Below are 22,695 nucleotides of genomic sequence, written 5' to 3'. Positions count from 1 at the left end.
GCGGAGGAAATCAGGCCAGCCAGACAACAGCCGACCAAGCCACGAGCGCATGACTTCTCCCCTCTTGACGGTCATCCTGTGAGTCCTGCAAACGGCTGGCTGTGGCGTGATCGCCATCGTATTTTCATCAGCAGCAATCAGTAAGGAACAACATGCTTTTGTCGCATAACATGAAGAGGCTCGCCGCCTTGCACTGGCCCCACAAGAAACGCCTTGCCATCGCGTTCCTGGCCATGATCGTCACGGCGGCCACCGAACCGGTGGTGCCTTACATCTTCCAGGTGCTGCTGGACAAGGGCTTCGTCGGCAAACCGGCTTTCTCGCTGTGGCTGGTGCCGGTGGCGGTGATTGGCATCTTCTTCATCCGCGGCATCGCGACGTTCACCAGCTCCTACATGATGACCTGGGTGTCGACACGCATCCTCAATGAATTGCGGCGCCAGATGTTTGCGCGCATGCTCGACCTGCCGATCAATTTTTACGCCACCAATACGGTCGGCAAAGTGATCAATTCGATGATGTTCGAAGTGCAGCAGATCATCGACATGGTGACCAAGGTATTCACCTCCATCGTGCGTTCGGCGCTGACCGTGCTGGGTCTGCTGGCCTGGCTGCTGTACCTCAACTGGATGCTCACCATCGTCACGCTGGTGCTGCTGCCGCTGGTGAGCATCGTCGTGCGCACCACCGGCAAGCGCCTCAAGAAGCTCAATCGCGATTCGCTCGCGGTCAACGCCGAACTGACCCAGGTCATCGAAGAAACCACGCGCGCCCAGCAGGTCATCAAGGTCTTCGGCGGCCATGAATACGAAAAAGGCCGCTTCCACGATCGCGCCGAAAACCTGCGCCGCTACACCATGCGCATGACCACGGCATTTTCGGCCACGGTCCCCATTACGCAGTTGATGACCGCCTGCGCGGTGGCAGTCGTGATCGTGATGGCGCTGATCCAGTCCGGCAACGGCCAGATCACTGTCGGCGGCTTCGTCTCCTTCCTCACTGCGATGCTGATGCTGCTGGCGCCGCTCAAGCAACTGGCGGAAATCAACGGCCCCCTGCAACGCGGCATGGCGGCGGCCGAAGAAGTCTACAACCTGATCGACAAGACGACCGAACGCACCGGCGGCGAAACACTGAGCGCGCGCAGCACCGGCAAGCTCGACCTCGTCGACGTCGAGTTCTCTTATCCCGGTCATACCCAATTGGCGCTGCAGAAGATCAACCTGAACGTGCAACCGGGCGAAACCATCGCCTTCGTCGGCATGTCCGGCGGCGGCAAATCGACGCTGGTGAGCCTGATCCCCGGCTTCTATTCCGCCACCGGCGGTCAGATCCTGCTGGACGGCAAACCGATCGAATCGATTTCGCTGACCAGCCTGCGCAGCCAGATCGCCATGGTCAGCCAGAACACCGTGCTGTTCGACGACACCTTGGCCGCCAACATCGCCTACGGCGACGCCCACCCCGATCCGCAACGCGTACGCGCAGCGGTGGTGGCGGCGCACCTGACCGATGTCGTCGAAGGCATGCCGGAAGGACTGGAAACCCGCATCGGCGACAACGGTTCGCGCCTGTCGGGCGGCCAGCGCCAGCGCGTGGCGATCGCGCGCGCGATCTACAAGGACGCACCGATCCTGATCCTCGACGAAGCCACCTCGGCGCTCGACACCGAATCCGAACGCGCCGTCCAGGCCGCGCTGGATCAACTGATGGAAGGCCGCACCACTTTCGTCATCGCCCACCGCCTGTCGACCATAGAACGCGCCGACCGCATCGTGGTGCTGTCGCACGGCCAGATCGTCGAAGTCGGCAACCATCAGCAGTTGCTGGCCAACGAGAGCGTCTACGCCAATCTCTACCGCCTGCAGTTCTCTCAACAAGCCGATTGACTCCGCTTAGACAACAACAAACGTCAACCATGCCCCAGACACTGATCCCGCCAGCGCTGCTGAAAAAGTCGGACAAGATCCTGTTCATCGCTCACCTGGCGCTGGGCGATTTCACTTACCTGCAGAATTTCTTCCAGGCCTTCGCGCGCGCCAACCCGCACCTGAAAGTCCATCTCTGGGTCGATGAAGTGCGCCGCACCAGCGATCCTGCGCAATGGAAGCATCTGGAAAAATATTCACTCTACGACTGGGTCGCGGCTTGCCCGTTCTTCGACAAGATCTATACCCGCACCTACAGCCCGGCGCTGTACCAGGAATCCATCGAAGAAGCACAGCGCGAGCGCTACCCCATCGTGGTATCGCTGGCGACGTTGCGGCCGCACCTGTACGCCGGGCTGGCGCGCAGCATCAGTCCGGACGGACTGGTGATCGGCATGAAGAAACGCGTCAAGTTCTACCAGCCGCATCACCAGCTGGCCTACCGCAAGCTCAATGCCGCGATTCCGCCGTACAGTGTCGATCGCGCCAATCCGCAACACATCAGCGACGTCTATGCGCATTGGTTCAATCAGCTCAGCGGTCTGGTAGTGGGCGCTGCCGAACGCTTCCCCTTTGTCGAGATTCCGCAGCAGTGGCGCGACTACGCACAGGAAAAACTGGCGTCCTGGGGGTTCAAAGCGGCGGACGGCAATACCGGCAAGCTGGTGTTCATCAATCCCTACGCCAAGACCAAAAAGCGCTGCTGGCCGCTGGAGCATGTCGCCGAACTGATCATTGAAATGAAAAAGCTGGACGCCTGGCGCGACAGCAGCTTCATCGTCAACGCGGTGCCGCAGGAGCTGGAACACGCACGCGCCGTGATCAGCGGCTACCAGCTGGAACGCACCGAACTGTTCAGCGCCGAGGAGAACTTCTTTCAGCTGCCGGCCATCCTGGAACGCTGCGACCTGATCATTTCGGTAGAAACCGCGGTGATGCACCTGGCCAATGCCGTGCACGTGCCCGTGATCGCGCTGATGCGTCAGAAAAACCCGGAATGGGTGCCGATCGACCGCGCCAACAGTACCGTCATCACCGCCCCCAACCGCCGCGACTGGGTCAAGGCCGTCACCGTTGAGCAAGTATTGAAAGCCATCCAATGAATCAATCAGCGAGTCAGCAAACTGCACCCGTGGGCAGCAACGGCAAGCCGTCCTTCCACATCGCCTTCTGCGTCGACAATAACTATTTCCGTGCGATGGGCGGCACCATCTCGTCCATCATCGACAACAATCCGGGCCAGCATTTCACGTTCCATGTGCTGGCGTTCGAGGTTTCCGATGAGCATCAGCGCCGCCTGAAAAAGCTGGAAGAGATGTACCCGGTCAGCACCCAGCTGCACCTGCTCGACCTAGGTTCGTTCACGCAGTTTTCGCATTTCATCGGCCACTCGCACTACTCGTTGTCGATCTTCACGCGACTGGTGATCCCCACCGTGCTCAAGGGTCAGACCGACCGCGTGTTGTATCTTGACGCCGATATCCTGTGCGTCAACAAGCTCGATGAGCTGGTCGACATGGACATCAGCGGCGACATCGCCGTGGTGGTGCCGGACGCGCCGGTCACGCTGCAGCGCCGCGTCGCCGCGCTCAAGCTGAAACACAACGAATACTTCAACGGCGGCGTGATCTTCATCAATATCGAAAAGTGGATCAGCGAAGATATCACCCAACAAACGCTGGATGCGCTTCTCGACAGCAAGACCGACATGCGCTTCAACGACCAGGACGCACTCAACATCGTCCTCAACGGCCGCGCGCGCTACATCTCGCCGCGCTGGAATTACCTGTACGACCTGATCCACGACCTCAACGTCAACAAGTTTGCATTGCGTCCGGTGGGCAAGGCGGTGTTCGTCCATTTCGCCGGCGCCGTCAAACCCTGGACCGACTGGAGCGGCCATGACGCCCGTCACTTGTTCCGCAAGTACCTGTCGCTGACGCCATGGGCCGACATGCCGCTCGATCAGGAGCCGCGCAATACCAAGGAAATGCGCATGCACTCGCGCTTCATGTACCGCCAGGGGCGGCCGCTGGAAAGCCTGAAGTGGTATATCCGGTATCTGCGCAAGCGCGCGGCAAGGTAGTCGCGGCATCGCCCTATCGCACAGCTTGCAGACCGACAATCAAGACAGACAGAGACCGACCGGCGAATTTTTCATGCTCACATCAACAACAGACACGACGCGCGACGACGACTCCTTCCACATCGCTTTTTGCGTAGACAATCACTATTTCCGCAGCATGGGTGCGATGATCGCGTCGATCGTCGCCAACAATCCGGTACGCCGCTTCACGTTCCATGTGTTCGCCTTTTCGGTCACCGCCGATCAGGCGCGCCGCATGAAGACAATGGAACAGAACGACAAGGTCCGCGTTGTCACGCATGTGATCGAGCGTGCGCAATTCCAGGAATTCTCGGCGATGATCGCCAAGTCCTATTATTCGCTGTCGACCTTCTCGCGCCTGATCATCCCGACGATGCTCAAGGACGTCACTGATCGGGTGCTGTATCTGGATGCCGATATGCTATGCGTGGGCAACGTTGACGAGCTGGCCGCAACCGACATCAGCGATACCATTGCACTGGTGGTGCCGGACGTCGGCTGGGCCACCAAAGACGGCCGCGACGGCCGCTATTCCGTACTCAACCTGAAGAACAAGCAGTACTTCAACGCCGGCGTGCTCTACATCAACATCCCGAAGTGGGAAGAAAACAAGATCAGCGAACAGGCAATCCAGACGCTGTTGCGCGACAGTGAAAAACTCGCCTTCAATGATCAGGATGCACTCAATATCGTGCTCGACGGCAAAGCTCGTTATGTTGCGATCAAGTGGAATTACATCTACAGCATGATCGTCGATCTGAAGCGCGGCAAACTTGCCATGGACTCAGTGGGCGACGCCGTGTTCATTCACTTCGCCGGATTGATCAAACCGTGGAACGACTGGAGCGGCCATCAGGCCCGCGAGCTGTTCGTGAAGTATCATCGGCAGTCGGCCTGGAGCGATGTGCCATTGGACCAGGCCCCTCTGAACTACAAGGAAATGCGCATCCATTCGCGCTCGCTGTTCAGCCGCGGCAAACCCCTCCAGGGCGCCTGCTGGTATCTGGCGCATATCGCCGCCGTCATTCGCAAGAAACTCAAAAAATAAAGGCTGCGTCCCGTGAAGGATGCAGCCTTTTCCGCGCCACACCGGAGCAAGAACGCGCGTTCAGCGCTGCGCGTTTTCCTTCGCCTCTTCGCCGCGCAGCAAGCCCCATAGAATCACCGTCGAGAATGCCAGCGTCATCACGCCGGTGTTATGCGCCATGAATACTTGCGAAAAACCGAAGCAGATGTAATTGACGACCAGCATCATGCCGCCGATCGCGTAGGGTTTTGCTCGCCGGCTCGCCGTTTTGGCATGCTGCATGAACAGCCGCAAGGGAATTGCATACAGCACCAGCAGCGCGATCAGGCCCGGCAAGCCGCGTTTGGCGATGGCGTCCAGCCATTCATTGTAGACATGGTTGTTGCCTTCCATCAGCGGATCAATGCGACCAGCCGCAATTTCGGCGCTTTCCCACTTGACGAGACCGGCCTTGCCGAAGCCAAGCAGGGGACGCTCGGTCGCTGCCATGAACCCGACGCGCCACATTTCCATGCGTGTGCCCAGCGACGAATCTGCATTGCGGGTTTTCAGATAGGACAATGTCTCGCTCACCGCCAGATGCGCGCGTTCCTTGACAGCAGTACGGGGGATCGCATACGCCACGGCAATGGCAACGACCACGGCTGTGAAACCGCCCAGTACATACCGCTTGCTGACTTCTCCGCCATAGGCGCGGTACAGTATCCACAGGCAAAACGGCAATCCGACCCAACTACCACGACTGCCGGTAAACAACGAACCGAGCATGCCCATGAAGAAGCCGCACAGCAAGAAGATCACCCAATAGACTGAACTCTTCTGCTGTATGGCCCATCCCAGGCCAGCCAGGCAAAGCATGCCGACGAGTGAACTGATATTGCCGTACTGGATAGGATTGGTATGCCCGCCGGAGCGGATCATCGTACCCGCATATACGAACAGATTCTGCCAGCCGGTATACAGGCCGGCCAGGATACCGCCGATGATCAGGCCGGACCAGAACAGCGCTGGCGAAGGCGGATAGGCGCGTAGCAACAGCAAGGCAGGAACCGCAAGCAGGAACCGCAACGGTAAATCATATTCCTTGACAATTTCGCCGTGCAACAAATTCATTGCCACTGACACCACGAAATAAAAACAAAATACCGCCATGATCAGCTTGTCGTCGCGACTCACGGCAACATTCGGGTTCTTCAGCAGTACGAGGCTACCCAGTACCAACATGCCCGCACCCACCGAAAAACCGCTCGGTACAATCAGGGAAATCGCCGAATAAAGGAAGACGGCAAGAGAGGTATACCTATTCATTGAAGATACTTTCTGTTTTCTGATTTTTTACTCGAAATAGCGGAGTCAATACTCCACCACAACCGCTTCCTGCCCGAACGACTCCCGCAACGATACCTGCAAGCCGTCGCTCGGCACCACCCGCCATGCATCCCCCAGCATGACTTCGCAGCCGACGCCCGATTGCACGTACTTCATCACGAACGGCAGGCCTTGCGGTTGGCGGTAGGATGACAATGTGTCGCGCAGGTGCACCGGGTCAACGCTTTTGTTGAGCGACACCACCACGCGCTGGCCGTACTGGATGCGCGCGGCGCCGATGTCCATGACCTTTTCCGCCGAGATGCGCAGGCCGCCGTTGAAGCGGTCTTCCGACACCTTGCCCTGCACGATCAGCAACTCGTCTTCCTTGAAGAAGGCCTTGTTCGGTTCGGCCAGTTCGCCGTAGACCGTGACGTCGACCGTGCCGCTGCCGTCATCGAGCGAGACGATCAGAAGCTTGCCGCGCTGGGTCATCTGGACGCGAATGCCGGTGATGATGCCGGCCAGCGAGCGCGGGTCGCGCGAGGGTTCGAGGCTGGAGATCTTGGTGCGCACGAACTGGCGCACCTCCTTTTCGTAGGCATCGAACAGATGGCCGGACAGGTAGAAACCGAGCGCGGTCTTTTCTTCGGTAAGGCGCTGCTTGTCGCTCCATGGGCGCACCTGCACGTATTCCAGCGGCGTCTCGAGATCGCTGTCGTCACCGCCGAACAGGCTGACCTGGTTGGCCGAGGCTTCCATCTGTTCGGCGTTTTCCCAGGCCAGACCGACCGTGGCTTGCAAAATTGCGCGGTCGACGCCGAAGCAGTCGAAGGCGCCGGCGCGGATCAGCGAGTCGACCGTGCGGCGGTTGATCTGCTTCTTGTCGACGCGTTTGGCGAAGTCGAACAAATCCTTGAACGGGCCGTCCTGGCGCGCCGCGATGATGGCTTCGATGGCGCTCTGGCCGGACCCCTTGACGGCGCCCAGGCCGTAGCGGATATGCACGGCCTTCTTGCCCGGTTCGCCGACCGGGATGAAGCGGTAGTCGGACAGGTTGATGTCGGGCGGCAGCAGGCTCAGGCCGCAGACGTCGAGCGAGTCCTCGACCAGGATCTTGATCTTTTCGGTGTCATCCATGGCGAGCGACAAGTTGGCGGCCATGAACGCGGCGGGATGATGCGCCTTGAGATAAGCGGTGTGATACGACAGCAGCGCGTAGGCGGCGGCGTGCGACTTGTTGAAGCCGTAGCCGGCGAACTTTTCCATCAAGTCGAAGATTTCGTCGGCTTTCTCCTGCGACAGGCCGTCCTTGGCGGCGCCTTCGCGGAAGATGTTGCGATGCTCGGCCATCTCTTCGGCTTTTTTCTTGCCCATCGCGCGGCGCAGCAAGTCGGCACCGCCCAGCGAGTAGCCGCCGACCACCTGCGCCATCTGCATCACCTGCTCCTGATAGACCATGATGCCGTAGGTCTCCGACAGAATGCCTTCGGTGCGCGGGTCGGGATAGTCGAATTTTTCGCCGTGCTTGCGCTTGCAGAAATCGGGGATCAGGTCCATCGGACCCGGACGGTACAGCGCCACCAGCGCAATGATGTCCTCGAAACGGTCGGGCCGCGCGTCTTTCAGCATGCCTTGCATGCCGCGGCTTTCCAGCTGGAACACGGCAACCGTCTTGGCCTTGGTCAGCAAGTCGTACGAGGCGCGATCGGTCAGCGGCAGCCGGGCCAGGTCGAAATCGGCCATGCCCGGATCGAGCTGCTTGATGTAGCGCACCGCGCGATCGAGGATCGTCAGCGTGGTCAGGCCCAGGAAGTCGAACTTCACCAGGCCGACGGCTTCAACGTCGTCCTTGTCGTATTGCGATACCACGCCGGCGTCGCCGCCCTGCGTATACAGCGGGCAAAAATCGGTCAGCTTGCCCGGCGCGATCAGCACGCCGCCGGCGTGCATGCCGATGTTGCGTGCGATGCCTTCGACCTGCTGGGCCAGGCCCATCAGCTGCTTCACTTCTTCTTCGTTCTCGAGGCGTTCTTTCAGCAGCGGCTCTTCCTCGATGGCGTCGGCCAGCGTGACCAGCTTGCCCGGCTTGAACGGGATCAGTTTGGAAATGCCGTCGCAAAAGTTGTAGCCCAGATCGAGCACGCGGCCGACGTCGCGCACCGCCCCCTTGGCCGCCATGGTGCCGAAAGTGGCGATCTGCGAGACCGCCTCCTTGCCGTAGCGATCCTTCACGTACTGGATGACGCGGTCGCGCCCTTCCTGGCAAAAGTCGATGTCGAAGTCGGGCATCGATACCCGTTCAGGATTAAGGAAGCGTTCGAACAGCAGGTTGTATTCAAGCGGATCCAGATCAGTGATCGACAACGCATACGCCACCAGCGAACCGGCGCCTGAACCCCGGCCGGGACCGACCGGCACGCCATTGTTCTTGGCCCACTGGATGAAGTCGGCCACGATCAGGAAGTAGCCCGGGAATTTCATCTTGATGATGGTGTCGTTCTCGAACTTCAGGCGCGCCTCGTAACGCGGACGTTCCTTCTCGCGACGAGCCTCATCGGGATACAGATGCTTGAGGCGCGCTTCCAGGCCGATCTTGGTTTCGGCCACCAGGAAATCGTCGATGGTCATGCCGTCCGGCGTCGGGAAATTCGGCAGCTGCGGCTTGCCCAGCGTCAGCATGAGGTTGCAGCGCTTGGCGATTTCAATCGTGTTCTGCACTGCGCCCGGCAAGTCGGCGAACAACGCCGCCATCTCGGCCTGGGTCTTGAAATTCTGCTGCTCGTTGAAGCGGCGCACGCGGCGCGCATTGGCCAGGATCTCGCCTTCGGCGATGCAGGTGCGCGCTTCGTGGGCGACGAATTCGTCCTGCGACAGGAACTGGATCGGATGCGTGGCCACCACCGGCAAACCGAGGCGCGCCGCCAAGGCGACCGACTGACGTACCTGAACTTCCATGTTGGGCTGGTTGGCGCGCTGGATTTCCACGTAGAACGCCCCCGGGAAAACCTCGCTCCAGCGCTGGGCGGCGCGCTCGGCTGCCGCCACGTTGCCGTTCTCGATGGCGATGCCGACGTCGCCGAAATGGGCGCCCGACAACGCAATCAGGCCGTTGCCTCCTTCATCGTGACGCAATTGCTCCAGCCATTCCGGCCGCAGTTCAGCGCGGCCGCGATGCAGGTTGGTAAGCCAGGCCCTGCTGAGCAGGTCGCACAGTTGCAGGTAACCGTGGTGATCCTTGACCAGCAACAGCAGGCGTGAGGGTTTATCGCGGTCGTCATCGTTGCTGATCCAGACGTCGCAGCCGGCGATCGGCTTGACGCCCTTGCCGCGCGCGCCCTTGTAGAACTTGACCATGCCGAACAGGTTGGCCAGGTCGGTGATCGCCAGTGCGGCCTGGCCGTCTTTGGCGGCTGCTTTGACGACGTCGTCGATGCGGACCAGGCCGTCGACAATGGAGTACTCGGAATGGAGCCGGAGATGTACGAATTGCGGTGTAGTCATAGCCCGCTATTTTACCGTGCCGTGACATGGGGTCCGTCCCGAATTTGCGTGTTGAGGGGACTTGCCGACGCCCTTCATCCGCCGTGAATTCGCCGCCGGCTTGTTTGATCTGCATCATGGCGCGCGCAGATTGCGCCCGGCGGCCATCGCAGAACCGGCGCGAGGCGTTTATAATGCTGTTAATTCAAAGACTTAGGCAATACCATCATGCAAGAAATGCAACAAACCCGCCAAGCGCAGCAAACCCGACAACCGCAAGAATCCGAGAATTCGTACGTCAACATCGCCGCGTACAAGTTCATCACCTTCAGCGACACGGTGGAACAACGTCCGGTGTTTCTGGCGTTTTGTCAAAAACACAATTTGCGCGGCACCATCATCCTGAGTCCGGAAGGCATCAACCTGTTCCTGGCCGGCACGCGCGCCGACATCGACGCCTTCCTGGCATGGCTGCGCGCCGATGAACGCTTCGCCGACATCCAGGTCAAGGAAAGCTATTCCGAGCACCAGCCGTTCAACCGCATGCTGGTCAAGCTCAAGGCCGAGATCATCACGATGAAGCATCCGCTGATCAAGCCGGAAGAAGGCCGCGCACCCTTCGTCGACGCCGTGACGCTCAAGCGCTGGCTGGACCAGGGCCACGACGACAACGGCAAGCCGGTGGTCATGGTCGACACGCGCAACGCCTTTGAAGTCGATGTCGGCACCTTCGAGAACACCATTGATTACCGTATCAACAAGTTCACCGAGTTTCCGCAAGTCATCGCCGACCACAAGGACGAGCTCAACGACAAGACCGTGGTCACCTTCTGCACCGGCGGCATCCGCTGCGAAAAGGCCGCGATCCACATGCAGAACATCGGCTACGACAGCGTCTACCAGCTTGAGGGCGGCATCCTCAAATACTTTGAAGAAGTCGGCGGCGCACATTATCAGGGCGATTGCTTCGTGTTCGACTATCGCACCGCGCTCAATCCGCAACTGCAGGAAACCCAGACCGCGCAATGCTTCGCCTGCCGCGCCGTGGTGACGCCGCGCGAACAATTGTCGCCCGCCTATGTGCCCGGCAAGTCATGCCCGCATTGCGCGCCGGAAAAGGAAACAGTTGCGGCGGCTACTACGGCTACCGATGCAACGACGATCGCCAGCGTCTGACCTCATCCGGTTCCGGCCAACAAAAAGCCCACCTCGCGGTGGGCTTTTTGCATGGGAGCGTACAACCTGAAACGGTTTACTTCTTGAACTGCGCCGTCGTTTCGGCAACGCGTTTGCCGAACAGCTTGGCAGTTTCCAGGTCGCCCGGCAGCGGGCCTTCTTCCGGCGACGAATCCGACGGGCTTTGCGCCATCAGGCCGGAGAAAGAACCGACGAAGTTGATGTCATTGCGTTGCGCCGCCTTGGAGTTGGACGGCATCAGGCCGGTGCCGACCCAGATCATGCTCTGCTGCATGCCCAGCGTGAACAGATAGTGCAGGGTCGACAGCTTGTCGCCGTTCATCGTCGCTGAATTGGTGAAACCGGCGCCGATCTTGTCTTTCCATTTTTGCGTGAACCACGGCTTGGAGGTGGCGTCGGCGAATTTCTTGAATTGCCAGGACACCGAACCCATGTAGGTCGGCGAACCGAAGATGATGGCGTCGGCGGCGTCCAGCGTAGCCCAGTCAGCGTCGGTGATGTTGCCCTCTGCGTTGATGGCGATCAGGTCGACAGTGGCGCCGGCAGCCGATGCTGCTCCCGCCTGGACGGCTTCGGCCTGTTTCTTGGTGTGGCCGTAGCCGGAGTGGTAAACAATGGCGACTTTGCTCATGTTGATTTCCTTGTTGTGTGAGTATAAACCGATGGGAAAACAGGCGAACGATGCGGCACTGCGGAGGATAACCTTTTGCCATGCGTTGTGCAGCGTTCATACAAATTTTTTGGTGCTGATTTACACTATATCCAATGGCCTGCCGCAGGATAAGCACTGCGTTTTAGACATCTCATTCAAAAAATTTAAACAAGTGCATGAACCTGACGCTGGAATCCCTGCAAATTCTCGACATGATCGACCGCAAAGGCAGCTTTGCCGCCGCTGCGGTGGTGCTGGACCGGGTGCCGTCGGCGCTGACCTACAGCGTGCGCAAGCTTGAGGATGATCTCGACGTGCTGCTGTTCGACCGCCGCGGCCACCGCGCCAAGCTGACCCCGGCCGGGCGCGAATTGCTGACCGAGGGCCGCCATCTGCTGGCTGCCGCCGACGATCTCGAGCAACGTGTCAAACGCACCGCCACCGGCCGCGAGACCGAGTTGCGCATCGTGCTCAACAGCATCATTCCGTTCGCCAACATGCTGCCGCTGATCGCCGCCTTCGACCGCGAAGGCGGCGGCACGCGCCTGCGCTTCACGCCCGGGGTGCTGTCCGGCACCTGGGACGATATGCTGGCCGGACGCGCCGACCTGGTCATCGGCGCGACGCTGGACGGTCCCGAGATCGTGCGCACCAGCGGCCGCTTCCAGACGCGCCAGTTGGGCACGATCGACTGGATATTTGCTGTGGCGCCGGACCATCCCCTGGCAGATGCGCCGGAACCGTTGTCGCCGGAGCTGGTGCGCCGGCATCGCGCAGTCGCCGTCGGTGACAGCAGCCGCAATCATCCCGGCCTGACCATGGGTCTGCTGGCCGGCCAGGAAACGCTGACCGTACCGACGGTCGCGGCCAAACTGCAGGCGCAACTGGCCGGACTCGGCTGCGGCCATTTGCCGCGCTACTGGGCTGCGCCTTACCTGGCCAGCGGCGCGCTGATCGAAAAACAAACCCAGATGAGCAAACCGCATGAAAACTTCCTGATCGCCTGGCCCAAGGCGGAGCAGGGAAAATCGCTGAAATGGTTTTTGCAGCACCTGGCGCAACCCGAAGTCCAGCGCGCGCTGCTGAGCGGCGCTCCCCCTCATGAATAATATCGAACACTACATCGGCCGCTTCGCCCCGTCCCCTTCCGGCCCCTTGCATGCCGGCTCGCTGGCCGCCGCCATGGCCAGCTACCTTGATGCGCGGGCACACGGCGGGCGCTGGCTGCTGCGCATCGAAGACATCGACGAGACGCGCACCGTGGACGGCGCCGCGCACGAAATAAAAACCGCGCTGCATACGCTGGGCATGCGCTGGGATGGTCCGGTGCTGGTGCAAAGCGAGCGCAAGCAACGCTACCTCGACGCCTGCACGCGTCTCGCCGGACACGTCTACCCCTGCGGCTGCACGCGCAAGGAAATCGCCGATTCCAGCCTCGGCACCGGGGCCGACGGCGCCGCCATCTATCCCGGCACCTGCCGCCATGGACTGGCGCCCGGCAAGCAGGCACGCACAGTGCGTTTGCGCGTGCCGGATACGGGTGAAGAAAACGAAGAGATCAGCTTCATGGATCGCTGGCTGGGCCGGCAACGCCAGCACCTGGCGACGCAAGCGGGTGATTTCGTACTGAAACGCGCCGACGGTTTTTGGGCGTATCAATTGGCGGTGGTGGTGGACGACGCCGAACAGGGTGTGACGCATGTGGTGCGCGGCGCCGATCTGCTCGGTTCAACCGCACGCCAGATTTACCTGCAGCGTTTGCTCGGCTATCCGACGCCGGCGTATCTGCATGTGCCGCTGGTACTGCACAATGACGGCGAGAAACTGTCGAAGCAGAACGGTGCGCAGGCGCTCGACCTTGCGCGGCCATTGGAAGAGTTGCAACGGGCGGCGACATTCCTGGGCCTGGACATGACAACGGCGACCGAAGTCGCCGCATTCTGGGAGCAGGCGCTGCCTGCATGGCAGCGTCGCTTGGCTACGCTGAGGTCCTGATCAGCGCTTGGGCATGCCGCCCAACAGTGCCGCCACCTTGTGCTTGGATGGCTTGCTTGCCGACTTGGTTGCGCCTGCCGCGTTGACGGAAGCATCAACCGGCGCCGGGGCAACAGTCGGTTCGTAAGGCTTCAGGAACCACGGATCAAGCTTTTCGCGACGCGCACCGCCCCCGCCGCTACGGCCGTAGGATTGGGTATCGCGACGCACACCGGAACGTTCGCCATCGCGTTCGGCGCTGGTGCTGCCAGTGCTGCTGCGCTCACCGCGATCGCCACGTTCAGTACGCTCGCCGCGGCCGCTGCGTTCGGAGCGCTCGCCACGCTCACCACCGCGCTCGCTGCGCTGACGCGGCACGAAGCCCGTCAGTTCCGAACGCACGAACTTGATCTTGATCAGCTTTTCGATGTCGACCAGCAAGCGCTCATCCTTGTCCGAGAACAAGGAAATCGCATCGCCCGACGCGCCCGCACGGCCGGTGCGTCCGATGCGGTGGACGTAATCTTCGGCGTTGTACGGCAGGTCGATATTGATCACACAGGGCAGGTCGGTGATGTCGAGACCGCGCGCGGCGACGTCGGTCGCCACCAGCACTTCAACCTGGCCCTGCTTGAAGGCTTCCAATGCGGCCATGCGCTCGCCCTGGGTCTTGTCGCCGTGGATCGCGGAAGCCTTGACACCTTCGTTCTCAAGCTGGCGCGCCAGCTTGGACGCGCCGATCTTGGTATTCGAAAACACGATCACCTGCTTCAACTGACGCTCGCGGATGATGTGCGCAACGGCATCGCCCTTGGCGTCTTCGTTGACTTTGTAAATGATCTGCGTCACGCGATCGGCGGTGGCGTTGCTGCGCGCCACTTCGATGGTGACCGGATTGTTCTGGAAGCTGGCGGCCAGCTTCTTGATTTCCGGCGAGAAGGTCGCCGAAAACATCAGGTTCTGGCGTTGCTTCGGCAGCAGGTTGATGATGCGCTGCAGGTCCGGCAGGAAACCCATGTCGAGCATGCGGTCGGCTTCGTCCATGACCAGGATCTGCGTTTGCGACAGGTTCACGGTCTTTTGCTGGACGTGGTCGAGCAGGCGGCCCGGCGTGGCGATGACGATTTCGACGCCGGCGCGCAGGGTCGCGGTTTGCGGTGCCATGTCAACACCGCCGAAGACCACGGTGGAACGCAGCGGAGTGAAACGGGAATAGGCTTTGACGTTGTCGGCGACCTGGTCGGCCAGTTCGCGGGTCGGCGTCAGGATCAGCGCGCGCACCGGATGGCGCGCCGGCGACATGCTGGTGCTGGCGTGGGCCAGCAACAACTGGATGATCGGCAGCGAGAAGCCGGCCGTCTTGCCGGTGCCGGTTTGCGCAGCGCCCATGACATCGCGGCCCTGCAACACGATCGGAATCGCCTGCTCCTGGATCGGCGTCGGATGGATGTAGCCCTGCGCCGTGAGCGCCTTCAGGATATCGGGAGAGAGGCCAAAGTCCTCGAAGCGGACGGCAGGCGTTTCTGGTGTTGCGGTTTCGGGCAATTGCTCAGGCATGTTTGGAGAGTGTCCTCAGGCGAACCCTGCGTGGAATCAAATGCAATGCGACACAATATTCTGCACAGAAGATTGCGGCCGACACATTCGCCAAGAGGCTCTGTAACTTTCAGTAAAAACGGATGTTTGACATATCGCGCGATGCCACTCATGCAAAATCACGCAGGAAGGACAGGAGGCTCGCGTCAAGAAATTGCCGACAGGAAATCCTCCGGCAAACCTCTATTATACGCCCCCGGCAATTTGGCTTCATGACAGTTTCATGTCGCTTTGCATCGCCGATGTCAACATGGCAACACGAAGCCGAGGCCGCTCCGGCAAACGGCGCGGCCTCCATAGGGGAAAATCAGGCGATCGTGATGTTCAGGTCGACCAGCCCGTCAACGTGGCCGTGCAACTTGTCGCCCCTGACCACGGCGCCGACGCCTTCCGGCGTGCCGGTATAGATCAGGTCGCCCGGGAACAGCTCAACCAGTCCGGACAGGTAGGAAATGGTCTCCGCCACGTTCCAGATCAGGTCGGACAAATCGCCCTGCTGGCGCACTTCGCCGTTGACCTTGAGCCAGATTGCCCCCTGTTCGGGATGGCCGATCCTGGACACCGGCAGCAGCGGTGCGCACGGCGCGGAGTGATCGAAGCCCTTGCCCATGTCCCAGGGGCGCGCCAGTTTTTTGGCCTCGCCCTGCAGGTCGCGGCGCGTCATGTCGAGCCCGACGGCGTAGCCGAACACCAGATCCAGCGCCTGGTCAGCCGGCACGTCGCGGCCGCCCTTACCCAGCGCGACGACCAGTTCGATCTCGTGCTGGTAGTCGTTGGTTTTGCTCGGATACGGTACGGCGCTGTCGGTCGGCACGATGGTGTCGGTCGGCTTCATGAAGAAAAACGGCGCTTCACGATTCGGATCGTGGCCCATTTCACGCGCATGCGCGGCGTAGTTGCGGCCGACGCAGTAAATGCGACGCACCGGGAAAGGATCGCCGCCCACGACAGGTACGGTGGTGACGGCGGGAACGGGAATGGCGTAAGACATGCTGGAGCTCCGTGAGTATGCAGATTTCTGATGAAACGGGGATGCGGGGGACCGCAGAGGCTCTGCGAGTGTAAAAGAAAACGCCGGCCCGTGCAGGCGACCTGCGGCGAATTCCGACATGACAGAGGATTTTTTGTGTAGCATCGGCAGACTTGACGCCTCGTTTGACGCATTGTCATGCGATCCAGCAACCGAATTCAGTAACCGACCTCACTATGCGCCCTAACCAAAATCCCGCTGCAGCAGCAGTCCAGATCCAACAAGCAGTCGCACTGCATCAGAGCGGCGAGCTCGACAAGGCCGAAGCGCTGTATACCAAGGTACTTTCCAAATTCCCCCGGCATTTCCAGGCGCTGTACCTGCTCGGCATGCTCGAACTGCATCGCAAGAATTTCAAGGAAGCGCTGGACCTGATCGACGCCGCGCTGAAGATCAACCCGACCCATATCGACGCCCTGTTCGACCGCGCCACCATCCTCGAAGACACGGAGCGCTACACCGAGGCACTGCGCGGTTATGATCTGGTGCTGGCGCTGAAATCCGATTTCACCGAGGCGCTCTACCGGCGCGGCAACGTGCTGCGCGCCATGAAGCGCCACATGGAAGCGCTGGATTGCTACAAGCGCGTGCTGGCCGTCAAACCCGACCATGCGCAGGCCTGGCTCAAGCAGGGTAATTCGCTCAACGACCTGGGCCGCCTGCGCGAAGCGCTGACCTGCTACGAAAAAGCGGTCGAAACGGCACCCGAATATCCGGAAGCGCTGTTCAATTTGGCCAACACGCTCAAGGAATTCGGCCGCCTCGACGAAGCCATGGCGACTTACGACAAGGTGCTGACAATCGAACCGGATTTCGCCGAAGCGATCGCCAATCGCGCCTTCCTGCTGGTCGGAGCAAACAGGGTGGAAGAAGCGCTGGCCGATTACGACCACGCCCTGCGCCTGTTGCCTGATTCCTCCGAAGCACTGTACAACCGCGCCGCGGCGCTGGAAGAACTGCAGCGTTACGACGAAGCCATCGAGGCTTACAAGCGGGTGCCGCAGAACGATCCGAACTTCCAGTCGGCGTGTTGGAACACCGCCTTGGCCAACCTGAAGCTGGGCAATCTCGAAGCCGGCTGGCGCCAGTATGAACAGCGCTGGCAAACCGAACAGATGCGCAAGACCCAACGCTATTTCACCCAGCCGCTGTGGCTCGGCCAGGAATCGCTGCTGGGCAAAACCATCCTGCTGCATTCCGAACAAGGCTTCGGCGACACGCTGCAATTCGTGCGCTACGTCCCGCTGCTGGCAGAACGCGGCGCACGCGTGATCCTGCAGGTGCAACCGGCCTTGAAACTGCTGCTGGCAAAGCTCAAGGGCGTTGCCATCCTGCTGGCGACCGGCGAACAATCGCCGCCGTTCGACCTGCATTGCCCGCTGATGAGCCTGCCGCTCGCCTGCGAAACATTCACCCTCTCCGATATCCCTAACCAGACATATCTAGCCGTCGATCCGCTCAAATCGGAAAGCTGGCGCGTACGGCTGGGAGACAAACGCAAGCCGCGCATCGGCCTGGTCTGGTCCGGCAGCAATCCGCGCGCCAACAGTCCGGCGAGCAAGCGCCTCGACGCCGTACGTTCGATGCCATTCGCGACCTTGTCGCCGCTGCTGCAAAACGATGCCGTCGATTATTACTCGCTGCAGGTCGCCGACAACGCAGTCCTGCAATTGCGCATGCATGGCGACGGCAAGCGCGTTGCCGATTACTCACGCGACTTGCGCGACTTCTCCGATACCGCCGCGCTGATCGACAACCTCGACCTGGTGATCTCGGTCGACACCGCCGTCGCCCACCTCGCCGGCGCACTCGGCAAACCGGTATGGCTGCTCAACCGCTACAACCCCGACTGGCGCTGGCTGCTCGAACGCAGCGACTCGCCGTGGTATCCCAGCATGCGGATTTTCCGCCAGAGCAAGGCCGGCGACTGGAGCACCGTCGTTAGCGAAGTCCAACAGGCATTGCAGCAAATACAGCCCTGATCAAAAACGCCCGGACATGTCCGGGCGTTTTTAATGGCGATGAACCGGCATCAGCCGCCAAAACGGACTTCCGGCAATCCGCGTATGCCGTCCAGCCTCACGGCAAACAATCCACCCGCCTTGGATTCCTCCACGCGCTGCAGCATGTTCATCCCTTCGTGCGCAGTAGTCACGTACAAGGTATCCAAATCAGCACCGCCAAACGCCGGGCAACTCGGTTGCGACACCGGCACCGCGACGATGCGATCGACCAGGCCGTCCGGTGCATAGCGCACCACCCGCGCCCCGCCCCATTGCGCATTCCACAGATATCCCTGGCTATCGATGGCGGAGCCGTCAGGGCTGCCCTTCTCGCCCGCGAGGTCGACGAACACATCCTGTGCGCCGATGGCGCCGCTGACCGGATCGTAATCGCAGGACATGATCTTGCCCTGCATGGTGTCGCAGAAATACATGCGCGCGCCATCCGGGCTGAAACAAATGCTGTTGGAAATCGCCACGCCAGGCAACGGTAAGCGCTCGAGGCTGAGGTCCGTATTGAGACGGTAGAAGCTGCCGATCGGCGCGCGTCCCTGGTCTTCATTGAGCGTGCCGAACACGAAACGCCCCTGGCGATCGCAGCGGCCGTCGTTCAGGCGCGTGGCCGGCAGGTCTTCTTCCACCGTGCGAATAGTCGTGATCTCGCCGCTGTCCAGATTGAAGAACGCCAGACGCGACGCCAGACCGATCAGCAGCCGGTCTGTTTGCGCAGTCAAGGCGAACACCGACAGCCGTTCCGGCATGGGCCAGCTGCGTGTGGCGCCATTGGCCGGATTGTGGTTCCACAGCGTGGCGCCCTGGATGTCGGTCCAGAATATCGATTGCGTCCTGTCGCACCAGATCGCGCATTCGCCGAGTTCATGTTTGCCGTCAACGATCAGGCTTGCTTGCATGGGTGTCTGCTCCGTGATGGGGAAATCCTGCCGCTGATTTCCCGGTGATGAAGAATGATGAAGAGTAAATACGAAACTTTAAACGAAAAGAGGCAAGCCACGGCTTGCCTCTTTTCGCTGCTGCGTTTTACTGCGCTCTGCCGCTCGTTACGATCGGATCCTCATACGATCAGAACGAGTGGGCAATGCCCACGTAGCCGCCGGTCTGGCTTTGGCCAGCCAGTGGCGGGCCGGCTTCGTCGGCTTCCAGCGAGAAAGTACCTGCGCCGCTGTTGCGAACCGTGCCCGCACCAACGTACAGCAAAGTGCGCTTGGACAGGTTGTAGTTCAAGCCGGCCATGTACAGGTTGGCCGAGCCGCCGTTGTTGTTGGCGTTGACGTGGAACACCGAACCGATCAGCGTCAATGCAGGCGACAGCTGATAGTTGGCGCCAACCCAATAGTGATTGACCTTGTCCGTCGAACCAGGAGCAACATCCGGCGCTTTCAGGTTTTCATAGCCCAGATACAACTTCAGCTTGTCGATGGTGTAAGTACCGCCCAGGATCAGTTCCTTGGACGAGTCATACACGTTGCCGACAGTTGTGGTTCCGTCCTGGTTTGTCTTGATGCTGCCGTACTTGCCATTGGCGTCGCGCACCAGATCATAGATCGCGCGCAGTTCCAGTCCCTGGTTTTGATAGACCAGCGAGACGCCATCCTTGCGACCCTTGGTCGTCGAGCCGGCTTTCTCGCCGAGGCTGGTCTGGAATGTCGCGTTGAAGCCACCCCAGGTCGGGGTCTGATATTCGATGATATTGCTGGCGCCGCCCCAGTTACGTCCACGCACCAGATTGGCGGTGCCGATCCATTGCTGACCGGTCGGATCGAGGAACCATACGTCGTTGTCGATGAACAGGTTTTTGCCGATTTTGATCGAACCGGCGCTGCCGTTCAGGCCGACGTAAGAACGACGGTTAAACAGTTCAGGACCGTTGGTTTTGCCGGTGGTCGCGCCGAAGCCCGATTCCAGCAGGAAGAAGCTGTTCAGGCCGCCGCCCAGATCTTCCTTCCCTTTGAAGCCGATCATGCTGGTGCCCCACTGATTGCTGGCTGCGCGCACCTGCGTGCCGGTGTTGCCGTTGACCTGATGGACGTTGCTCTGCACGTCGATGCCGGCGACGACGCGACCGTAGATGGTGACGCTGTCTTCCGCTTGCGCAGATGCCAGGCATGCGCCGAACAAGGAGGCCGTGCCCAAGGCCTTGAGGATGGTTTTGGTTGAGATGGACTGAGTCATCTTGAAGTCTCCGTAGATCTTTTATAGTCAACAGGGTGGAGTCGATTGCTGCACCCTCGCTTTTTTTGTATGAAACCCGCGCTGAATTGACGCGCAAAAATCCTCCTCGATACCGGTTTTTACAACCGTTCGATCAGCATTTCGTCAGCTTCATTTCAACGTGAAGTCCAGAGCGTGAAACCGTCTGGACTGGGCTAGATACTAAGGATTTGCGGGATATATTTCTAATGAATTATTTGCCTCAGCCGATACTTGATTTGATATCATCCTGAGATATAAAAAAGGTAGCCGAGACAAATGAAAAACAGCGACCCAAACTGGTTCCTGCGCGCGCGTCTGAAGACCCGGCAACTGTTGTTGCTGATCGCTCTGGACGATGAACGAAACATCCATCGCGCCGCCAACGAACTCAACATGACGCAGCCTGCGGCATCCAAGCAACTAAAGGATCTCGAGGACATGCTAGGCGTGACCTTGTTCGATCGCCTGCCGCGCGGCATGCGTCCGACCATCTACGGCGAAGCCATGATCCGCCACTCCCGCATGGCGCTCACCAGCCTGTCGAAAGCGCACGAAGACATCGTCGCACTGAAGTCCGGCCTGTCCGGCCAGGTCGACGTCGGCGTGATCCTGTCGCCGGGCCTGTCGCTGGTGCCGGCGGCGATTGCACGCGTCAAGGAACATTCACCCATGCTGCGCATCGGGGTCGAAGTCGAGAGCAGCAACATCTTGCTGGCGCGGTTGCTACGCGGCGATCTGGACTTTCTGGTGGCGCGCATCCTTGATGAAGAAGTCAGCCACAACCTGCACTACGAAGAATTATCCGACGAACCGATCTGCGCTGTCGCCCGCGTCGGTCATCCGTTGCACGAGCACAAGAACATGACGCTCAAGGACATCGTCGACCATCCCTGGATCATGGCGCCCAAGGGCAGCATCCTGCGCAGCCGCGTCGACCTGATGTTCCGCAAGAGCGGCCTGACGCCGCCGGCCAACGTGGTCGACACCACGGCGATCCTGACCATCACCAGCCTGCTGCAGCAGACCGATTTCCTGTACGCGATGCCGACCGAAGTCGCGCGCTATTATTCCCAGGCGCGCCTGATGGATCTGTTGCCGATAGAACTGCCGTGCAAGATGGACGGCTTCGGCATCATCACCCGCCGCGAACAATTGCTGTCGCCGGGCGCGACGATTCTGCAGCAGGCGATCAGGGATGTGGCGAAAACGATTTACTAGTTTTCGAATTTTCAGGCATAAAAAAAGCGAGACCGAAGTCTCGCTTTTTTGTTTTCCTGCCAGTGCTACTGAGATTGTCCAGAAGCGCCGATGGCAAGGCGCCCCGACGCAGACAGTACGCAAGTACCTAATTTACGTAGACCTTGGAGGGGCAACGCCGCCAGCGGTGTTTCTGGACAATCTCAGGCCCAGCCGGCGTCTACGATGAATTCCTGTGCCGTACACATGACGCTTTCATCCGACGCCAGGAACAGCACCATGCGCGCCAGATGCCACGGCAGCAATTCGCCTTGCAGGCATTGATTGCGCGCGATGTCTTCCTTGCCCTTTTCGTCCAGCCACAATTCGATCTGGCGTTCCGTCATGACCCAGCCCGGCGTCACGGTATTGACGCGGATGTTATGCGCGCCGAGATCGCGGGCCAGGCCGCGCGTCAGGCCCAGCACCGACGACTTGGCGGTGGTGTAGACCGGAAAGCCGCCGCTCGACGTATGCCAGCTGATTGAGCTGAAGTTGATGATGGAACCGGCCTTCTTCTTGATCATGCCCGGCGCTATCGCCTGCACCGCGAAGAACGAAGGGCGCTGATTGATGGCGATGCGGTTGTCCCAGTATTCCTGCGTCACGTCTTCCAGCTTGTGACGCTCGTCGTTGGCGGCGTTGTTGACCAGCACGTCGAAGTCGCCCAGCTGTGCAGCCAGTTCCCTGATGGTGTTTTGCAACGAGGCGATATCGCGCAAATCGCAGTAGCGAAACGACGGCGCGGTGAAACCGGCGTCGGCGATCTGCTTGCACAAGGCTTCGCTGGCGTCCTTGGCGATGTCGACGAAGGCGACGACCGCGCCCTGTTCAGCCAACGCACTGACGATGGCCGCACCGATGCCGGTGCCGCCGCCGGTAATGAAGACGCGCTTGCCCTTGAGGCTGGGGTAGCTCGCCAGTTGATATGTTGCAGACATGA

At 60.3% G+C, this 22,695-nt stretch carries 17 protein-coding genes; 9 read left to right on the top strand and 8 right to left on the bottom strand.

All coding sequences use genetic code 11. The features are described 5' to 3' along the window. Window positions 1-152 precede the first annotated feature (152 nt). The 4 genes from msbA (at window position 153) to DXT88_RS06710 (ending at window position 5,083) form a co-directional block, all read left to right on the top strand. Entirely contained in the window at window positions 153-1,889 is a 1,737-nt protein-coding gene (gene msbA / locus DXT88_RS06725) for a lipid A export permease/ATP-binding protein MsbA (RefSeq protein ID WP_265212102.1), read from the top strand. 29 nt (window positions 1,890-1,918) lie between these two features. Beyond that, the gene (locus DXT88_RS06720) at window positions 1,919-3,031 is read left to right on the top strand and encodes a glycosyltransferase family 9 protein (protein WP_265212101.1); all 1,113 of its coding nucleotides are present in this window, start codon (window positions 1,919-1,921) and stop codon (window positions 3,029-3,031) included. Then, entirely contained in the window at window positions 3,028-4,014 is a 987-nt protein-coding gene (locus DXT88_RS06715) for a glycosyltransferase family 8 protein (protein ID WP_265212100.1), read from the top strand. Before DXT88_RS06720 ends, DXT88_RS06715 begins: the two co-directional genes overlap by 4 nt. A 73-nt stretch (window positions 4,015-4,087) precedes the next feature. Next, window positions 4,088-5,083, top strand: a complete 996-nt coding sequence (locus DXT88_RS06710; protein ID WP_265212099.1) for a glycosyltransferase family 8 protein — start codon at window positions 4,088-4,090, stop codon at window positions 5,081-5,083. Window positions 5,084-5,143: 60 nt separating this feature from the next. On the opposite strand, the gene DXT88_RS06705 is transcribed toward DXT88_RS06710, so the two are convergent. Further along, complete coding sequence (locus DXT88_RS06705; protein ID WP_016836707.1) at window positions 5,144-6,286, bottom strand: O-antigen ligase family protein; 1,143 nt, start codon at window positions 6,284-6,286, stop codon at window positions 5,144-5,146. Between the two features lie 129 nt (window positions 6,287-6,415). Continuing rightward, the gene (dnaE, locus tag DXT88_RS06700; protein WP_265212098.1) at window positions 6,416-9,874 is read right to left on the bottom strand and encodes a DNA polymerase III subunit alpha; all 3,459 of its coding nucleotides are present in this window, start codon (window positions 9,872-9,874) and stop codon (window positions 6,416-6,418) included. Window positions 9,875-10,090: 216 nt separating this feature from the next. Between dnaE and DXT88_RS06695 the strand changes: the two genes are divergently transcribed. Further along, window positions 10,091-11,029 (top strand): sulfurtransferase, encoded by a 939-nt coding sequence (locus DXT88_RS06695; RefSeq protein WP_050977781.1) that lies wholly within the window; start codon window positions 10,091-10,093, stop codon window positions 11,027-11,029. 76 nt (window positions 11,030-11,105) lie between these two features. Here the strand turns inward: DXT88_RS06695 and DXT88_RS06690 are convergent, their stop codons facing one another. Next, window positions 11,106-11,681: a flavodoxin family protein gene (locus DXT88_RS06690; RefSeq protein ID WP_265212097.1), complete on the bottom strand. Its 576-nt coding sequence runs from the start codon at window positions 11,679-11,681 to the stop codon at window positions 11,106-11,108. A gap of 197 nt (window positions 11,682-11,878) precedes the next feature. Here DXT88_RS06690 and DXT88_RS06685 point away from each other — a divergent pair, with 197 nt between their 5' ends. Together DXT88_RS06685 and gluQRS are read left to right on the top strand one after the other, a co-directional pair. After that, complete coding sequence (locus DXT88_RS06685) at window positions 11,879-12,811, top strand: LysR family transcriptional regulator (RefSeq protein ID WP_265212096.1); 933 nt, start codon at window positions 11,879-11,881, stop codon at window positions 12,809-12,811. After that, window positions 12,804-13,697 (top strand): tRNA glutamyl-Q(34) synthetase GluQRS, encoded by an 894-nt coding sequence (gene gluQRS, locus DXT88_RS06680; RefSeq protein WP_265212095.1) that lies wholly within the window; start codon window positions 12,804-12,806, stop codon window positions 13,695-13,697. Before DXT88_RS06685 ends, gluQRS begins: the two co-directional genes overlap by 8 nt. Here the strand turns inward: gluQRS and DXT88_RS06675 are convergent, their stop codons facing one another. Beyond that, window positions 13,698-15,233: a DEAD/DEAH box helicase gene (locus DXT88_RS06675; RefSeq protein ID WP_265212094.1), complete on the bottom strand. Its 1,536-nt coding sequence runs from the start codon at window positions 15,231-15,233 to the stop codon at window positions 13,698-13,700. A 346-nt stretch (window positions 15,234-15,579) separates the two neighbouring features. Then, a complete protein-coding gene (locus tag DXT88_RS06670) occupies window positions 15,580-16,263 on the bottom strand; it encodes a fumarylacetoacetate hydrolase family protein (protein ID WP_265212093.1) in 684 nt (227 codons plus the stop codon). A gap of 215 nt (window positions 16,264-16,478) precedes the next feature. On the opposite strand from DXT88_RS06670, the gene DXT88_RS06665 reads away from it, so the two are divergent. After that, a complete protein-coding gene (locus DXT88_RS06665; protein WP_265212092.1) occupies window positions 16,479-18,284 on the top strand; it encodes a tetratricopeptide repeat protein in 1,806 nt (601 codons plus the stop codon). 50 nt (window positions 18,285-18,334) lie between these two features. Here the strand turns inward: DXT88_RS06665 and DXT88_RS06660 are convergent, their stop codons facing one another. Next, window positions 18,335-19,216: an SMP-30/gluconolactonase/LRE family protein gene (locus tag DXT88_RS06660; RefSeq protein WP_265212091.1), complete on the bottom strand. Its 882-nt coding sequence runs from the start codon at window positions 19,214-19,216 to the stop codon at window positions 18,335-18,337. A 169-nt stretch (window positions 19,217-19,385) separates the two neighbouring features. Then, window positions 19,386-20,495: a porin gene (locus tag DXT88_RS06655; RefSeq protein WP_265212090.1), complete on the bottom strand. Its 1,110-nt coding sequence runs from the start codon at window positions 20,493-20,495 to the stop codon at window positions 19,386-19,388. Between the two features lie 297 nt (window positions 20,496-20,792). On the opposite strand from DXT88_RS06655, the gene DXT88_RS06650 reads away from it, so the two are divergent. Beyond that, window positions 20,793-21,734: a LysR family transcriptional regulator gene (locus DXT88_RS06650; RefSeq protein WP_265212089.1), complete on the top strand. Its 942-nt coding sequence runs from the start codon at window positions 20,793-20,795 to the stop codon at window positions 21,732-21,734. A 182-nt stretch (window positions 21,735-21,916) separates the two neighbouring features. On the opposite strand, the gene DXT88_RS06645 is transcribed toward DXT88_RS06650, so the two are convergent. After that, window positions 21,917-22,693, bottom strand: coding sequence for an SDR family NAD(P)-dependent oxidoreductase (locus DXT88_RS06645; protein WP_265212088.1), 777 nt, complete (start codon window positions 22,691-22,693; stop codon window positions 21,917-21,919). Window positions 22,694-22,695 lie beyond the last annotated feature (2 nt).

The organism is Herbaspirillum lusitanum (assembly GCF_026127345.1).
In the GTDB taxonomy this organism is placed as follows: domain Bacteria; phylum Pseudomonadota; class Gammaproteobacteria; order Burkholderiales; family Burkholderiaceae_D; genus Herbaspirillum; species Herbaspirillum lusitanum.
Note: the sequence above shows the minus strand (reverse complement) of the source record. Positions and strands in the feature narration are given on the sequence as shown.

Coding starts and splice junctions, on each gene's coding strand:
- DXT88_RS06690 (WP_265212097.1), bottom strand. CDS start 11,681: ATGAGCAAAGTCGCCATTGTTTACCACTCCGGCTACGGCCACACCAAG.
- DXT88_RS06715 (WP_265212100.1), top strand. CDS start 3,028: ATGAATCAATCAGCGAGTCAGCAAACTGCACCCGTGGGCAGCAACGGC.
- DXT88_RS06645 (WP_265212088.1), bottom strand. CDS start 22,693: ATGTCTGCAACATATCAACTGGCGAGCTACCCCAGCCTCAAGGGCAAG.
- gluQRS (WP_265212095.1), top strand. CDS start 12,804: ATGAATAATATCGAACACTACATCGGCCGCTTCGCCCCGTCCCCTTCC.
- DXT88_RS06670 (WP_265212093.1), bottom strand. CDS start 16,263: ATGTCTTACGCCATTCCCGTTCCCGCCGTCACCACCGTACCTGTCGTG.
- DXT88_RS06720 (WP_265212101.1), top strand. CDS start 1,919: ATGCCCCAGACACTGATCCCGCCAGCGCTGCTGAAAAAGTCGGACAAG.
- dnaE (WP_265212098.1), bottom strand. CDS start 9,874: ATGACTACACCGCAATTCGTACATCTCCGGCTCCATTCCGAGTACTCC.
- DXT88_RS06660 (WP_265212091.1), bottom strand. CDS start 19,216: ATGCAAGCAAGCCTGATCGTTGACGGCAAACATGAACTCGGCGAATGC.
- DXT88_RS06650 (WP_265212089.1), top strand. CDS start 20,793: ATGAAAAACAGCGACCCAAACTGGTTCCTGCGCGCGCGTCTGAAGACC.
- DXT88_RS06695 (WP_050977781.1), top strand. CDS start 10,091: ATGCAACAAACCCGCCAAGCGCAGCAAACCCGACAACCGCAAGAATCC.
- DXT88_RS06685 (WP_265212096.1), top strand. CDS start 11,879: ATGAACCTGACGCTGGAATCCCTGCAAATTCTCGACATGATCGACCGC.
- DXT88_RS06710 (WP_265212099.1), top strand. CDS start 4,088: ATGCTCACATCAACAACAGACACGACGCGCGACGACGACTCCTTCCAC.
- DXT88_RS06675 (WP_265212094.1), bottom strand. CDS start 15,233: ATGCCTGAGCAATTGCCCGAAACCGCAACACCAGAAACGCCTGCCGTC.
- DXT88_RS06665 (WP_265212092.1), top strand. CDS start 16,479: ATGCGCCCTAACCAAAATCCCGCTGCAGCAGCAGTCCAGATCCAACAA.
- msbA (WP_265212102.1), top strand. CDS start 153: ATGCTTTTGTCGCATAACATGAAGAGGCTCGCCGCCTTGCACTGGCCC.
- DXT88_RS06655 (WP_265212090.1), bottom strand. CDS start 20,495: ATGACTCAGTCCATCTCAACCAAAACCATCCTCAAGGCCTTGGGCACG.
- DXT88_RS06705 (WP_016836707.1), bottom strand. CDS start 6,286: ATGTTGGTACTGGGTAGCCTCGTACTGCTGAAGAACCCGAATGTTGCC.